14 protein-coding genes and 1 tRNA gene are annotated in these 14144 nt (G+C 71.0%); 11 read left to right on the top strand and 4 right to left on the bottom strand.

Going from position 1 to position 14144, the window contains the following annotated elements:
* The first annotated feature begins 1 nt into the window (after position 1).
* From ACH4DX_RS19980 to ACH4DX_RS19990, 3 genes are read left to right on the top strand one after another with little or no spacing between them, the layout of a single operon-like run.
* A complete protein-coding gene (locus ACH4DX_RS19980) occupies positions 2 to 511 on the top strand; it encodes an SRPBCC family protein (RefSeq protein ID WP_398122305.1) in 510 nt (169 codons plus the stop codon).
* Positions 504 to 2123 carry a phytoene desaturase family protein gene (locus tag ACH4DX_RS19985; RefSeq protein ID WP_398122304.1) on the top strand — a complete coding sequence of 540 codons (1620 nt, stop codon included), beginning with the start codon at positions 504 to 506 and terminating at the stop codon, positions 2121 to 2123. The genes ACH4DX_RS19980 and ACH4DX_RS19985 overlap by 8 nt, the downstream gene beginning before the upstream one ends.
* Before the next feature lie 53 nt (positions 2124 to 2176).
* Positions 2177 to 3061, top strand: coding sequence for an SDR family oxidoreductase (locus ACH4DX_RS19990; RefSeq protein ID WP_398156228.1), 885 nt, complete (start codon positions 2177 to 2179; stop codon positions 3059 to 3061).
* A gap of 241 nt (positions 3062 to 3302) precedes the next feature.
* Here ACH4DX_RS19990 and ACH4DX_RS19995 read toward each other — a convergent pair whose 3' ends face one another.
* Together ACH4DX_RS19995 and ACH4DX_RS20000 are read right to left on the bottom strand one after the other, a co-directional pair.
* Positions 3303 to 4367 carry a Ku protein gene (locus ACH4DX_RS19995; RefSeq protein WP_398156084.1) on the bottom strand — a complete coding sequence of 355 codons (1065 nt, stop codon included), beginning with the start codon at positions 4365 to 4367 and terminating at the stop codon, positions 3303 to 3305.
* Positions 4368 to 4490: 123 nt separating this feature from the next.
* The gene (locus ACH4DX_RS20000; RefSeq protein ID WP_398122302.1) at positions 4491 to 5759 is read right to left on the bottom strand and encodes a phosphatase PAP2 family protein; all 1269 of its coding nucleotides are present in this window, start codon (positions 5757 to 5759) and stop codon (positions 4491 to 4493) included.
* Positions 5760 to 6034: 275 nt separating this feature from the next.
* Between ACH4DX_RS20000 and ACH4DX_RS20005 the strand changes: the two genes are divergently transcribed.
* Positions 6035 to 6229, top strand: coding sequence for a hypothetical protein (locus ACH4DX_RS20005; RefSeq protein ID WP_398122301.1), 195 nt, complete (start codon positions 6035 to 6037; stop codon positions 6227 to 6229).
* 21 nt (positions 6230 to 6250) lie between these two features.
* Here ACH4DX_RS20005 and ACH4DX_RS20010 read toward each other — a convergent pair whose 3' ends face one another.
* Positions 6251 to 7747, bottom strand: coding sequence for an MFS transporter (locus ACH4DX_RS20010; RefSeq protein ID WP_398156085.1), 1497 nt, complete (start codon positions 7745 to 7747; stop codon positions 6251 to 6253).
* 491 nt (positions 7748 to 8238) lie between these two features.
* A tRNA-OTHER gene (locus ACH4DX_RS20015) sits at positions 8239 to 8325 on the bottom strand.
* Between the two features lie 257 nt (positions 8326 to 8582).
* On the opposite strand from ACH4DX_RS20015, the gene ACH4DX_RS20020 reads away from it, so the two are divergent.
* From ACH4DX_RS20020 to ACH4DX_RS20050, 7 genes are all read left to right on the top strand, one after another.
* Positions 8583 to 9125 carry an MOSC domain-containing protein gene (locus ACH4DX_RS20020; protein WP_398156086.1) on the top strand — a complete coding sequence of 181 codons (543 nt, stop codon included), beginning with the start codon at positions 8583 to 8585 and terminating at the stop codon, positions 9123 to 9125.
* Between the two features lie 175 nt (positions 9126 to 9300).
* Positions 9301 to 9729 (top strand): DUF4440 domain-containing protein, encoded by a 429-nt coding sequence (locus ACH4DX_RS20025; protein ID WP_398122298.1) that lies wholly within the window; start codon positions 9301 to 9303, stop codon positions 9727 to 9729.
* Positions 9730 to 9850: 121 nt separating this feature from the next.
* Positions 9851 to 10318 carry a DUF5709 domain-containing protein gene (locus tag ACH4DX_RS20030; protein ID WP_398122297.1) on the top strand — a complete coding sequence of 156 codons (468 nt, stop codon included), beginning with the start codon at positions 9851 to 9853 and terminating at the stop codon, positions 10316 to 10318.
* A gap of 672 nt (positions 10319 to 10990) precedes the next feature.
* Complete coding sequence (locus ACH4DX_RS20035) at positions 10991 to 11716, top strand: hypothetical protein (RefSeq protein ID WP_398156087.1); 726 nt, start codon at positions 10991 to 10993, stop codon at positions 11714 to 11716.
* On the top strand, positions 11713 to 11964 hold the full coding sequence (locus tag ACH4DX_RS20040; RefSeq protein WP_398122295.1) for a hypothetical protein: 252 nt from the start codon (positions 11713 to 11715) through the stop codon (positions 11962 to 11964). The genes ACH4DX_RS20035 and ACH4DX_RS20040 overlap by 4 nt, the downstream gene beginning before the upstream one ends.
* The gene (locus ACH4DX_RS20045) at positions 11961 to 12728 is read left to right on the top strand and encodes a metallophosphoesterase (RefSeq protein ID WP_398156088.1); all 768 of its coding nucleotides are present in this window, start codon (positions 11961 to 11963) and stop codon (positions 12726 to 12728) included. Before ACH4DX_RS20040 ends, ACH4DX_RS20045 begins: the two co-directional genes overlap by 4 nt.
* Positions 12729 to 12811: 83 nt before the next feature.
* Positions 12812 to 14116, top strand: coding sequence for an acetyl-CoA carboxylase biotin carboxylase subunit family protein (locus tag ACH4DX_RS20050; RefSeq protein WP_398156089.1), 1305 nt, complete (start codon positions 12812 to 12814; stop codon positions 14114 to 14116).
* Positions 14117 to 14144 lie beyond the last annotated feature (28 nt).

The raw sequence follows: 14144 nt of genomic DNA on the forward strand, positions 1-14144 counted from the left end.
CGTGGCTGTTCGTCACCGACTGATCAAACGGCGGCCGGACGACGTCTGGGCCGTCCTCGCCGACGGCAACAAGTATGCCGAGTGGGTCGTGGGGACCTCGGAGTCCCACGAGATGGAGGGCCGCTGGCCGCAGCGGGGCGCGGTCATCTCCTACGAGATCCGTCTCGGGCCGGTCCGGCTGCACAACAAGACGGTCGTACGCCGCTGCGAGGAGGGCTCCGTCCTGGAGCTCGAGGCGCACGCAGGACCGCTCGGCACGGCACGCATCGCCATCGAGCTGCGCACCTGGGGCGAGCACTGTCTGGTGATACTCGACGAGCACCCGTTGCAGGGCGCCGGTGGGCGGCTGCACAACGTGGGGTTCGACGCGCTGATCCAGCTGCGGCACCGCGCCATGCTCAGCCGCCTCGCCCGGCTCTGCGAGGACGGCGGGCACAGCGAGCAGCCGGCCGGCGCCCGCGCCGGGACCGCGACCTCGCCGAACGGCGGAAGGGGCGCCGCCCATGCCTGACGCCGTGGTGATCGGGGCCGGCCCCAACGGGCTCGTCGCCGCCAACCTCCTGGCCGACGCCGGGTGGAGCGTGCAGGTGCTCGAGGCCCAGCCGGAGCCGGGGGGCGCGGTGCGCCACGACCACGGCGTCGACCCCGACTTCGTGAACGACCTGTTCAGCTCCTTCTATCCGCTGGCGGCCGCCTCGCCGGTGCTCGCCGGTCTGCGTCTTGAGGACCACGGGCTCCGCTGGGCCCACGCCCCTGCCGTGCTCGCCCACCCGCGCACCGACGGAAGCTGCGCCGTGCTCGACCGGCACGTCGACGGGACCGCCGCGTCCCTCGACGCCTTCGCGCCGGGTGACGGCGCCGCGTGGACCCGGCTGCACGGCGTGTGGGACGAACTGCGGCCCGCGCTCATCGACGCCCTCTTCACTCCCTTCCCACCCGTACGGGCCGGAGCGCGGCTCGCCCTGCGGCTGCGGGCCGGCGGCGGCCTGCGCATGGCGCGATCCCTGGTACTTCCCGTGCGCCGCCTCGGCGAGGAGGAGTTCCGGGGTGAGGGCGGGCGGCTGCTCCTCGCGGGCAACGCCCTGCACGCCGACCTCGCCCCCGAGGCGGCGGGCAGCGGCGGCTTCGGCTGGCTCATGTCGATGCTCGGGCAGACCTACGGCTTCCCGGTGCCGGTCGGCGGGTCCGGCGCCCTGACCCGGGCACTGGTCGGGCGGCTGCACGCCCGCGGCGGAAGCGTGCACTGCGGGCAGCGCGTGGACCGGATCGTCGTACGGGGCGGGCGGGCCGTCGGGGTGCGCACGACCGCGGGCGACACGGTGACCGCGAACCGGGCGGTGCTCGCGGACGTGTCCGTGCCCGCCCTGTACGGCGAACTCGTCGAAGCGGAGCATCTGCCCAGCCAGCTCCTCGAGGACCTGCGCCGCTTCCAGTGGGACTTCGCCACCTTCAAGGTGGACTGGGCGCTGGACGGCCCCGTGCCCTGGGAGGCGGAGCAGGCCTCCCGGGCGGGGACCGTCCACCTGGCCGACGGCATGGACGAGCTGACGCGCTTCGCCGCCCAGATCGCCATGGGCCTGGTCCCCGACCGGCCCTTCCTGCTGTTCGGCCAGATGAGCACCGCCGACCCGACCCGCTCCCCCGTGGGCACCGAGTCCGCCTGGGCCTACACCCACGTGCCGCAGGAAATCCGCGCGGACGCCGCCGACGAGGGCGTCACCGGAGCGTGGGACGCCAAGGAACAGGAGCTGATGGCCGAACGCGTCGAGCGTCAGGTCGAGCGTTTCGCACCGGGGTTCCGCTCCCTGATCCGCGCCCGGCGCGTCCTCGCGCCGCCCACCTTGCAGTCCATGGACGCCAACCTCGTCGGTGGCGCCATCAACGGCGGTACCACGGCCCTGCACCAGCAGCTCTTCTTCCGCCCCGTGCCGGGCACCGGGCGCCCGGAGACCGCCGTGCCCGGCCTGTACCTGGCGTCGTCGGGCGCCCACCCCGGGGGTGGTGTGCACGGTGCGCCCGGCGCCAACGCCGCACGGGCCGCGCTGCGCCGTCACCGGGTCCTTGCCATGAGCCGTACGCAGCGCCTGCTCGCCCGCCGGGACCGCACGGGACGCAAACGATGAGGGTGGGGGCTGCCGAGCGGGCCGACAAGAGCCTCGGCGGGAGGGGGCCGCTCGTGGGCACCGGACCGCTCAGGGACCGGACGGTCGTGGTGACCGGCGCCGCCCGCGGGATCGGCGAGGCCCTCGCGCACGAACTGGCGCGGCGGGGAGCCAAGGTCGCGCTGCTCGGTCACGAGAAGAAGGCCCTGGAGGCCGTCGCCGCGGCGCTGCCGACCGCCACCCTGGTCCGCGAGGTCGACGTCACCGACCTCGCCGCGCTCGACGCCGCGGCCCACGACGTCCGTACGCGGTTGGCGCCCCCGTCCGCGGTGATCGCCAACGCCGGTGTCGCGCAGGGCGGGCCCTTCCTCGCGTCGGACCCGGACGACTGGCGGCGCGTGATCGACGTGAACGTCGTCGGCAGCGCCCACACGGCCCGCGCCTTCCTGCCCGACCTGCTCGCCACTTCGGGCTACTACCTCCAGGTCGCCTCCCTGGCGGCGATCGGGGCGGCCCCGCTGCTCAGCGCCTACTGCGCCTCCAAGGCGGGAGTGGAGGCGCTGGCGCACACCTTGCAGGCCGAGACGGCGCACCGGGGTGTCGCCGTGGGCGTCGCCTACCTCAACTGGGTGGACACCGGCATGGTGCGCGAGCTCGATCGGCACGGCCTCCTGCACGGCCTGCGCACGAGCATGCCGCCGCCCGCCCGCGGTGTCTCGGACCCCGACACGGTGGCCGCACGCCTCGTACGGGCCGTGGAACGCCGCCGCACCGCCGTGTACGCCCCCGCCTGGCTCCGTCTCGTCCAGCCGCTGCGCGCCGCCCTGCCTCCGGTCGTGCTGCGCGTGGCCCGCCATCGGCTTGCCCGCCTGGAGGCCGCCGCGCCCCGCCGGAGCAGCGGTCCGCTGGGCCCGGGAGGCCGCGTGGACCGGCTGGCGGACGGACGCCGTGGGTCGTAACGCCGAAGCTGATGCGGGCCGGGGGGCCTGGCCCTACGGCGGCGGTACCGATGTTGTGTGTGTGGGGGGGCTTCGGGTGCACGCTGCCTAGGAAACAGCGCGTACGCACGGCGCGGTGGCCGCCCGGCTCAGGCGCTCGGCCGCCGCCAGCTCCGCTCCGCCGCTGCCCACCGCCCCGCTCAGCCACTCTGCCGCTGCCCACCGTCCCGCTTAGGCGCTCTGCCGCTGGCCACAGCCCTGCTCAGGCGCTCCGCCGCTGCCCGCCGGACGTGGACTTTCTCGCCGTGGACTTCTTGGCCGGGGACTTCCTGGCCGTGGACTTCTTCGCCGGGGACTTCTTCGCCGTGCTCCTACCGGCTGTGGACTTCTTGGCCGCGGACGACTCAGCTGTAGACGACTTGGCCGCGGACGACTTGGGCTTCGCCGTCGCGGACTTCTTCGCCGACGTCTGCTTCCGGGCCACCGCGGCCTTCTTCGGCTTCAGCTCGTGCACATCCGCGTCGGCACCTGTCTCGCCGCGGGTCCTGCGCGCCCGCTGCACGGACTGTTCGAGGGCGGCCATGAGGTCCACGACCTCTCCGGACGGCGCCTCCTCCGTCTCCGCGCGGGGCGGCCTCCTGCCTTCCGCCTTGGCGTGGATGACGTCCTCCAGCGCCTCCGTGTACCGGTCCGCGGCCCACTCCGCGCCCTCGATGCCTTCCTCGCGCGTCATGGAGTCGATGAGCTGTACGGCCTGGTCGATCTCGCTGTCGTCGATGTCGACGTCCTTGGGGGCGAGGCTCTCCGGGGAGCGGATCTCGTCGGGCCAGCGCATCGCGTGCAGGACGATGGCGTCGTCACGGATGCGCAGGAGTCCGAGGCGCTCGCGGCCGTGCCAGGCGAACTTGGCGACGGCCGCCTTCGCGTTCCGCTCCAGGGCCTTCCGCAGCAGTGTGTACGGCTTCGCTGCGACGCCACCGTCGGGCTCCAGGTAATAGCCCTCCCGGATCCGTATCGGATCGATGCTCTCGTAGGGGACGAACGCGGCGATCTCGATCGCTCTGGCCGTCGGCAGCGGGATCTCGCGCAGCTCCTCGTCGGAGACGGCGACGAGGGTGTCCTTGGACACCTCGTACCCCTTGCCGATCTCGTCCTGGCCGACCTCCCTGTCCTCGATCTCGCACACCTTGCGGGTGCGGATCCGCCCCATGTCCTCCAGGTGGTACTGGTGGAAGTGGATGGAGTGGTCCTCCGTGGCGGCGATCACCTTGATCGGGATCGTGACGAGGCCGAAACTGATGGCGCCGGACCACACGGGGCGGGGCATGGCGAACCTCCGGACTGCCTCGAGGTCTTCGGATGCAGAGGGCGTAAGGGGGCGCGCACCCAGTGGATGCACGCCCCTTCCCTGCTTCCTCTCACGGTAGGGCGCCCCTTGGCCCCTCACCACTCAGACGAGTTCGGGCTGTGGTTCCGGCTTCGGCACCGGCACCGCCTTCGGCTCCCACTGCCGGGTGGTCCGTACGTAGCCGTGTATCACGGAAGCCATGGCCAGAATGAGCAGGGGCCCGAACGCCCACGGATATCTGGCCATTTCCATCGGCAGATAGCGATAGGACACCAGAAGCGCCGCGAAAACCACCGTGCCGTGCACGACCAGCTGAATTCCCGACCGGTCCCAGCCGCGGTCCAGCGAGCGCATCGCGGCTTCGATCGTGACCGCGAACACCACCCCGGCGACAATGTCCACGCCGTAGTGATAACCGAATCCCAGCGTCGCGCCGAGCGTGGCGAGGAGCCAGAAAGCACCCGCGTACTGAAGGAGCCGCGGCCCCCTGCGGGAATGGATGAAGATGACGGTGGCCCATGCCGTGTGCAGGCTGGGCATGCAGTTGCGCGGGGTGATCTCGTCGAACGGCATCGGGTTCGGGGCGTGGGCCGGCAGCGTGTCCGGCCAGAGGTCGGCGATCGCCCACTGCCCCCCGTCGGAGCCGAAGGCGAAGATCGGCCCGACCACCGGGAAGATCATGTAGATGCCCGGTCCGAGGAGGCCGATCACCAGGAACGTGCGCACCAGGTGATGACCGGGGAAGCGGCGCTCGACCGCCACGTTGCGCAGCTGGTACAGGGCGACGAGGACCGCCGCGACCGCCAGCTGGACGTAGACGAAGTCGAGGAAGTGGGAGCCGGCCGGGCCGGTGGCCCTGACCAGTCGCCCCACCACCCACGAGGGGTTGCCGAGTGCGTGGTCGGCGGTGGCCAGGTAGGGGTCGAGCACCGTCGGGCGGGTCTTGGAGGTGATGAGCAGCCAGGCGTCACCGGTCTTGCGGCCCGCCACGAGGAGCAGGCCGAGGCCGACGCCCTTCAGGAGCAGGACGCGTTCCGCGCCGGTGCGGCGCGTGACGGCAATGACCGCACAGCCCAGGATCACCCAGAGCGCGCCGTTGCCGAACATCATCTTCGCGTCGAGCGGCCACCGCACCAGAGCGAAGACGACATCGATTCCGACCGCGGTACCAAAAGCGATGTACCGCTGTCGCCACGTGAGCACCACCATCATCAACGCCATACCGGCATACAGCAGCGGCCCCGAGGCGGGGGCGAAAATCACCTCACGTGCCTGATTGGCGATCGGCCCCGGGAGGCCGTAATGACGCGCGGCGATCTCCAGGGCGATGAGAAAGCCGAGGGCCACCACGGTCGCCGCTGTCCACAGCATCGCCCGTGGTTGACGCCACGCGGCGAACACAGATGCACATTTTTCTCTGGAAAACATTTGCGATGCTATAGATATCAATGGTTTGGCCGTTTTGTTAGATATGGGCTATATATCGTCTATGTATTGGCTATATGTCTCACTTTGCGCTAGATAGCATGGTTTTCCGGTGGAGGACCAGCGATCAGGGCGATCGTTGTGAGGCGGATCATGTTAGCGGGGAGCCGTTCAGGTGACTAACAGTAGCGATGCGCGGAAGGTCGTCGTAGACCTGAGTCATGAGCGATGAACAGACGTCATGGCATCCCGGTGAGATCGTCCCCGACAGCGGGATCTACGAGTGCGACTGCGGCGGCGAGCACCACTGGAGCACCGACGTACGAGGCCACCGGTTCCCGCCGCTGCCCGAGATCTGCCTGGGCGAGTACTGGCAGCTGCGGACGCAGGCCCACCCCGAGGACTCGCAGCGCTGACCAGGGGCGGACCGGCGGACTCTACCCCTTGCTCCCCGCGGGCGCCGCAGGCGCCGAGACCGACAGCGGTGTGGCGATGTCCTCCAGCGAGCGCCGCTCCGCGGGCACGGCGAGCACGGCGGCCACCAGGCCCGCGAGCGACATCAGGCCGGCGCCGATCTGGAAGGCGAGCACCGTGTCGGACACCACACCCGTCTCCGTGAGTTCGGAGAAGAGCAGCGGGCCGCTGATGCCTCCGGCCGCCGTACCGATGGCGTAGAAGAAGGCGATGGCCATCGCCCGGGTCTCCATCGGGAAGATCTCGCTGACCGTCAGATACGCGGAGCTCGCGCCGGCGGATGCGAAGAAGAGCACCGCGCACCAGCAGGCCGTCAGGGTCTTCGCCGTCAGGTGCCCGCCGTCGAAGAGCCAGGCGGTGCCGAACAGGAGCAGGCCGGACAGGATGTACGTACCGGAGATCATGATGCGCCTGCCTACCGTGTCGAAGAGGCGGCCGAGCAGCAGCGGTCCGAGGAAGTTGCCGACGGCCATCACCGCGAAGTAGTAGCCCGTCGATCCGCTGGGGACGTCGAAGAACGTGGTGAGGATGGCACCGAAGCCGAAGGTGATCGCGTTGTAGAGGAACGACTGCCCGATGAACAGCGAGAAGGCGAGCACCGAGCGTTTGCGGTAGGTTGAAAGGACGGTCTTCGCCACCGTGCCGAAGCCGATGCTCCTGCGCGCGTGGATGGTGATCTCACCCGCGGGCTCGGGCAGCGCCTCGCCCCTCTCCTCGGTGACCTTCTCCTCTACCCCCCGCACGAGATCCTCCGCCTCGTCCCCGCGCCCGTGGATGAACAGCCAGCGCGGGCTCTCCGGGACGTTGCGGCGTACGAGCAGGATGACGAGGCCGAGCACCACGCCGAGGGCGAACGTCAGCCGCCAGCCCACGTCGGGCGCGAAGACGTCCGTGTTCAGCGCGAGCACGGAGAGCAGGGCGCCGCCGACCGCACCGAGCCAGAAGCTGCCGTTGATGATGAGATCGACGCGGCCGCGGTACCGGGACGGGATGAGCTCGTCGATGGCCGAGTTGATGGCCGCGTACTCACCGCCGATACCGAAGCCGGTCAGGAAGCGGAACGCGAAGAACCACCAGCTGGAGAAGGACACCGCGGTGAGCGCCGTGGCCGCGAGATAGACGGCCAGCGTGATCAGGAAGAGCTTCTTGCGCCCGTAGCGGTCGGTCAGCCAGCCGAAGAACAGGGCTCCGGCGCACGCGCCCGCCACATAGAGCGCGGCGGCCACACCGGTCACCTGCGACGCGGTGATGGGCAGTCCGCTGCCCTCCTCCGAGAGCCGGCCGGCGATGCTGCCGACGACCGTGACCTCGAGTCCGTCCAGGATCCAGACGGTGCCGAGCCCGATGACGACGGTCCAGTGCCAGCGGGACCACGGCAGGCGGTCGAGCCGTGCCGGTACGGAGGTCGTGAGCGTGCCGGTCGCGGCATCCGCGCTCCCGTTGCGGTCTCCCCTTGCCATGCCAGCCTCCTTCGCGCGCCTGCGAGGGCCCACGCCGTCCGCCCCGCGGAACCGGCCTGCGCTGAGGCACCTTGTTCCCACGGCTCCCCGACGCACACGCCGTCCGCGTCGCTCGCGCCGTCAGCGCCCTCTACGAAGCATCACCGCCCGCGTCCCGGGCCGCAGCCCGTCAGGGGCCGGGAGGGCTACCGCTCAGGGGCCGGGAGGGCTACCGCGCCGCCGGTTCTTCCGGGAAGGTCTGATTTCCTGAGCCAGGGCGGGGACGGCAGCGCGTTCTCGGTAGTGACCTCGAACTGGGGCTGCGGGCCCGCGCCAGCGACCGGGACCACGGGCTCACCGCCCTCGCCGACGCCTGCCGCGTCATCGACGTCGCCCCCGAGGCGCTCGGGTTGCACGGGTTTTTCGTCGGAACCCTGTTCCCGCGGTCGGTGGGCGCCGTCTCCGTGGCGGTCCGGGTGGAGTCCCTCGGCGGGACGCGCTGTGTTTCGTTGCGGAGAGGGCAGGATTCGAACCTGCGTGGGCTTGCGCCCGACTGAAGCGAACTCCGGTCCCCGATAAACCACTCCGGGCACCTCTCCCGGTCTCGGGGGCGGTCCGGGTGTGCTCCGGGCCGTTCCCCTTGACGCACATCAGGTTGCCCCGGCGCACTGACGCGGCGCTGACGGGCGGCTCGACCGCGGCGGGTCCGTCCCGGGGTTGGGTCCGTCGCGAGGTCAGGTCCGTCCCGAGGTCGGGTCCGTCTTGAGGTGCTGCCCCCGTGACCGGCACGACCCGTGCCCCGGACCCCAGGTCTAGAGTGGTGGTTGATCTTTGTCACCGAGGAGGGGGTCCACGGATGAGCGGAACAGTGACCGCGGTCAGCAGCAACGGCACGTACTCCTTCACGAAGCCGAACCGCGACAGCGTCACGCTGCTTGCCGGGCTCGGGGTGGCGGGCGACGTCCACGCCGGTGTGACCGTCAAGCACCGCTCACGGGTCGCGCACGACCCCACCCAGCCGAACCTGCGCCAGGTCCACCTCATCCATGAGGAGCTCTTCGCGGAGGTAGGCGCCGACGGGTTCACCGTGACGCCCGGTGATCTCGGCGAGAACATCACCACGCGCGGCATCGACCTGCTCGGCCTGCCGACCGGCACCCTGCTGCACATCGGCGACGAGGCCGTCGTCGAAGTGACGGGGCTGCGCAACCCGTGCCGGCAGATCGACGCCTTCCAGGGCGGTCTGCTGAAGCGGGTCGTCGGGCGCGACGCGGACGGCAACCTCGTACGCAAGACCGGCATCATGAGCGTGGTGCGGACGGGCGGCGTGGTGCGCCCCGGCGACAGGATCGAGGCACTGCTCCCCGACGAGCCGCACCGGCCCCTCGAAAAGGTCTGACCTCTCCTCCGGACCGTCACCACTCCTCCCCCGTGCCCGTCGGCGACGGCGCCATGGAACGTGTGAGCGGCATCACAGCTAATCAAGTTTGACTATTGGGTGAGGGCGGGCATAGAGTCCTCGTCGTAATCAACTTTGACTACTTTCACTTTCTTCTTCTGCGACAGGAGTCCGCGTGACCTTCCTCCCCGAGACCGGATACGTCCCGACCGACGAGGACCGCTCGAGCCTGGACGCCTGGTTCGCCGCATACGACGCGCACAGCGCCAAGCGCGACGTCCAGGCCATGGCGGACCTCGCCGTCTTCCCGCTCAACCTGGTCAGTGACGACTCCGCGGGCAACGGCCGGTCGGCACAGTGGGACCGCGAGCAGTTCGTGGGCACCATGACCCACGTGATGGGCGAGGGCTCCCAGGACATCACCTTCGAATCCGTGCGCACCCCGGTGTTCCTCTCCCCCGCGATGGCGGTGGTCTTCACCGACTCGACGATGACGGCGAACGGCGAGAGCCAGCAGCTCCGTTACGCCGACATCCTCGTCCGGCGCGACGGGCAGTGGGCCTTCCAGACCATGATCCAGGGAGGCTGGGGCGACAACCTGTGAGTCGCCGGGCCCTCCGCCCCGCTCCCCGCACCGCGTTTGACGCCGGGCGCCGAGCGGGGCGCACGGGCCGGTGCCCGGGCACCATGTTTTGAACATGTTTGTCCGGGCACTGCGACATGTCATGAGCGACCAGAACATGGCAGACGACGCCTACCAGCCCACCGGGACCAACGAGGAGCAGGAGGACGCCGCACCGCTGGACCTCCAGGACGCGGTGGACGAGCGTACGTACGACGACATGCTCGACGAGGGGTATTCGCCCCCGGAGAAGCCCCTCGGTGTCACCAAGACCGGCACCACGGCAGCGGAACAGCACGAGGGCGAGAGCCTCGACGAACGGCTCCGCCAGGAGGTGCCCGACACGGAACCGCTCCCGGGCGACGGCATCGGCGATCTGCCCGGCGGCGAGGGGGAACCGCTCGACCCGGAGACCGGGGCGAAGCGCTCCGGCCGCCTGGTGGCACCGGACGAGGGCGCGCACCCGGACACCACGAAGGAACTCATCGCCGACGACGCGGGCATCGACGGCGGGGCGGCGGGCGCCGAGGAGGCGGCCATGCACGAGGTGCGTGACGACGAGCTGCCGTAGCGGGCGGGCACGGGGGTGAGGCCCCGGGGCAGCCGTCGTCGGCCCACTCGCCGGAAGCCGCCGCACACCCCTCACCCCTCACCCCTCACCCCGCACCCCTCACCCCGAGCCGTGCGTACCCGGGTGACCCGGCGCTCCAGCGGCGAAAGGGTGCGGAGGCACACCCTCGCTCCCCAGCGCCGGTGTCACCCGTTCGGCCCAGCGGGCCACGAGAGGGCCCGCCCGGGGCCCGGCACGCCGCAGCGGCGGGACGGGCCCCCGCGAGCAGGCCCGGCCTGCCCCACCTCCGCGCGGCGGCACCGTGCGGTCGTGATTGGGACGCCCCGCACGGGAAACTCGTCACACCGTCAGCCCGTCTCGAAGACACCCAGACACCAGCGACTCCCGAGGCTCGGAGAACCCGTCCCGTCCGTTCTCGCAGGCCCAGGAGTCCGTTCCGGAAAGGGGCCCGATGAGTACGCCACCGAACGACCCGACGCCGCCCCGTCCCACCCCGGCGCCGGGGCCGACGGACCCGCAGCCCGGGCCCGCCCCGGGGCCGGTCCCCGCTCCCGGGCCCGACCCGGTCCCCCCGGCGCCGCCCCGCCCCGAGCCCGACCCCGTGCCGCCGACCCCCCGGCCGAACCCCTATCCCGCACCCGGCCCCGTTCCCTCCCCGGCGGAGCAGCGGTGATGCCCGCCGCGGACGACGCCGCACGCGACGAAGCCGGCCACACCCCCGACCTGCGCGCGGTCGCGGGGCAGGCCGAGCGGCACCGGCGGCACGACGTGCTAGCGGAACCGCTGCCGCCCGACCGCAACCAAGCGATCCTGGAGGCGACCAAGCAGGTCGGCGCCCTCCTCAAGAAGCACGGTCACCACTTCGCGCTCGCGGGCAGCGTGGCCGTCTACGCCCACGGCGGCACGGGCAACTTCCAGCACGACGCCGACTTCTGCGTCAGGCCCGACGACGCCGACGCCGTCGCCCTCACGCTGCGGGAGTCGGGCCTGAAGGTGTACGCGCCGCCGGAGGACTGGCTCCTGAAGGCCAAGTGCCTCGGGCAGGACATCGACCTCATCTTCCGCCTCGGCGGCGAACCCGTCACCGCGGAACTCCTGGACAGGGCGGCGGAGCTGCCCGTGGACTCCGTGTTCATGCCTGTCCTCGCGCCGACCGATCTGCTGCGGAGCCTCATCGGCGCCTTCTCCGAGCACCACTGCGACTTCGGTGCCGTCCTGCCGATCGCCCGGCTCCTGCGGGAGAGGGTCGACTGGGAGCAGATCCGCAGCGAGCGGGGCGAAGAGCCGATGCCCGCCGCCTTCCTCTACCTCCTCGAGCGCCTCGACGTCATCGAGCCCCAGGAGGACCCCTCGGCGCAGCGGGCAGGCCGCCCGGCACCCCAGGGAGGACACTCATGACCGCCCCGAACACCGACTACCGCATCGCCCACCTCCAGGACCGTCTCGCGGCGGAGGAACTCGGCGAACTGGGGGTGCGCATAGAGGCACGCGGTCCGGGGGTGACGGTCACAGGGACCGTCCCGACCGCCCAGTGCCGCGAGCAGCTCCTGCGCACCATCGACGAGGAACTCACCGGACTGACCGTCCGGTACGACGTCATCGTGGCCGAGACAGCGGCCCCGGACCGTCCGGAGGAAGTGACATGATCCGCGTCGCGGCTGTGGGAGACATCCACCTCGGGCTCGACAGCGAGGGCCTGCTCAGGCCGGCCCTGGAGACCCTGCCCGAATGCGCCGACCTGCTGCTCCTGGCCGGTGACCTGACGAGGCACGGCACCCCGGAGGAAGCGCGGGTGGTCGCCCGCGAGATGTCCGGCCTGCGCGTGCCCGTGGTCGCCGTCCTCGGCAACCACGACCACCACGACGAGCAGCCGGAGCAGGTCACCGACGTGCTCCGGGACGCCGGCGTACAGGTCCTGGAAGGGCAGGGGACGATCCTCGACATCGACGGGACGCGAGTCGGCGTCGCCGGCACCAAGGGCTTCGGCGGCGGGTTCGTCGGGCGCTGCGGCAGCGAGTTCGGGGAACCGATGATGAAGGAGTTCATCCGGTACACCCGCCGGTGCGCCGACGGGCTGCGGACGGCTCTCGACGATCTCGCGGGGGCGGGCTGCGGGACGCGCATCGCACTCACCCACTTCTCCCCCGTACCCGACACACTGGCCGGGGAGCCGCTGGAGATCTACCCGTTCCTCGGCAGCTATCTGCTGGCCGAGGCCATGGACACCGCGGGCGCCGACCTCGCCGTGCACGGCCACGCGCACGCGGGCACGGAACACGGCATGACCAGCGGTGGCGTGCCGGTGCGCAATGTGGCGCAGCCGGTCATCCGGCGGGCGTTCAACGTGTACCACCTGCACGCCCAGGAGGACGGCGCGCGGTCCGCGGCCCCGGCCGACGTGGCCGGCTGAGCGGGGTTCGGGCCCCGCGGCCCGGGTACCCAGCCACCTCGATCCATTTTTTTCCGTACGCTTTCGAGCTGTTGGGACCCCACGTGACAGAGAACATTTTTGTCTGCGGCCTGGACGAGGCCAATCTGCCGACCCTGTCGGCCGTGCCGGACGCGGACCGCTACCGCTTCCACCAGCTGCTCACCATCGAGGAGTTGCAGCACGGCGAGGTCTCGATGCCCGACCTGATCGCCAAGGCCCAGAAGATCCTCGACGGCTTCGACGGGTCCGTCGACGCGATCGTCGGCTACTGGGACTTCCCCGTCAGCACGCTCGTCCCGATCCTGGGCGAGCGCTACGGCACCCGCACCACCAGCCTGGAATCCATCGTCAAGTGCGAGCACAAGTACTGGAGCCGGCTGGAACAGCAGAAGGTGACCGACGCCCATCCCCGCTTCGGACGGGTGGACCTGGACGCGGCCGACCCGCGGCCCCCGGAGGGCGTGCGCTTCCCGATGTGGCTCAAGCCCGCCCTCTCGTACTCGTCCGAACTCGCCTACGGAGTGAAGGACCAGGCGGAGTTCGCCGATGCCGTCGCCCGGATCCGTGCGGGCATCGACCGCGTGGGCAAGCCCTTCGAGTACGTCCTCGAACGGCTCGACCTGCCGCCGGAGATGGCCGACGTCGGCGGCGCCGTGTGCCTGGCCGAGGAAGCCCTCGCCGGTGTGCAGGCCGCGGTGGAGGGCTATGCCCGCGACGGCGAGGTGACGGTGTACGGCATCCTCGACTCCATCAACTACCCCGGCTCGCCCTGCTTCCTGCGCCACCAGTACCCCTCGGCCCTGCCGGAGCCGGTGCAGCGGCGGATGCGGGACATATCGGAGCGGGTGATACGCCAGATCGGCATGGACTCGGCGACGTTCAGCATCGAGTTCTTCTACGACCCCGGCACCGACGCCGTGAACATCCTGGAGATCAACCCCCGCCACTCCCAGTCCCACGCGGAGATGTTCGAGTACGTCGACGGCGTGCCCAACCACCACTGCATGCTGCGCCTCGCCCGCGGCGAGGACCCGGGGCTCCCCCACCACCAGGGCCGGTACCGCATGGCGGCCAAGTGGTACCACCGCTGGTTCGCGGACGCCACCGTGCACGACGTCCCCAGCCGCGAGGACCTCGACCGGATCGAGGAGAGCATCCCCGGCGTCCGCATCGACGTCTCGCCCCACGAGGGGCAGCGCCTGTCCGACCTGCCCCAGCAGGACAGCTACAGCTACGAGCTCGCGCACATCTTCACCGGCGGCGACAGCGAGGACGACCTGCGGGAGAAGTACGACAAGTGTGTGGCCGCCCTCGGCCTGACCTTCGACGAGACCCGGCCGGGCAGCCGCGACACGAAGAACCCGTGATCCGCGGCAGGCACCACCAGCAAGGCCA

It is taken from the genome of Streptomyces sp. NPDC017940 (assembly GCF_044328435.1).
GTDB lineage: Bacteria > Actinomycetota > Actinomycetes > Streptomycetales > Streptomycetaceae > Streptomyces.

Excerpts from the sequence above, each read along its gene's own strand:
- ACH4DX_RS20020 (WP_398156086.1), top strand. The coding sequence starts at position 8,583 with ATGAGCGGAACAGTGACCGCGGTCAGCAGCAACGGCACGTACTCCTTC.
- ACH4DX_RS20005 (WP_398122301.1), top strand. The coding sequence starts at position 6,035 with ATGAGCGATGAACAGACGTCATGGCATCCCGGTGAGATCGTCCCCGAC.
- ACH4DX_RS20030 (WP_398122297.1), top strand. The coding sequence starts at position 9,851 with ATGAGCGACCAGAACATGGCAGACGACGCCTACCAGCCCACCGGGACC.
- ACH4DX_RS20000 (WP_398122302.1), bottom strand. The coding sequence starts at position 5,759 with ATGCTGTGGACAGCGGCGACCGTGGTGGCCCTCGGCTTTCTCATCGCC.
- ACH4DX_RS20045 (WP_398156088.1), top strand. The coding sequence starts at position 11,961 with ATGATCCGCGTCGCGGCTGTGGGAGACATCCACCTCGGGCTCGACAGC.
- ACH4DX_RS19985 (WP_398122304.1), top strand. The coding sequence starts at position 504 with ATGCCTGACGCCGTGGTGATCGGGGCCGGCCCCAACGGGCTCGTCGCC.
- ACH4DX_RS19995 (WP_398156084.1), bottom strand. The coding sequence starts at position 4,367 with ATGCCCCGCCCCGTGTGGTCCGGCGCCATCAGTTTCGGCCTCGTCACG.
- ACH4DX_RS20035 (WP_398156087.1), top strand. The coding sequence starts at position 10,991 with ATGCCCGCCGCGGACGACGCCGCACGCGACGAAGCCGGCCACACCCCC.
- ACH4DX_RS20040 (WP_398122295.1), top strand. The coding sequence starts at position 11,713 with ATGACCGCCCCGAACACCGACTACCGCATCGCCCACCTCCAGGACCGT.
- ACH4DX_RS20010 (WP_398156085.1), bottom strand. The coding sequence starts at position 7,747 with ATGGCAAGGGGAGACCGCAACGGGAGCGCGGATGCCGCGACCGGCACG.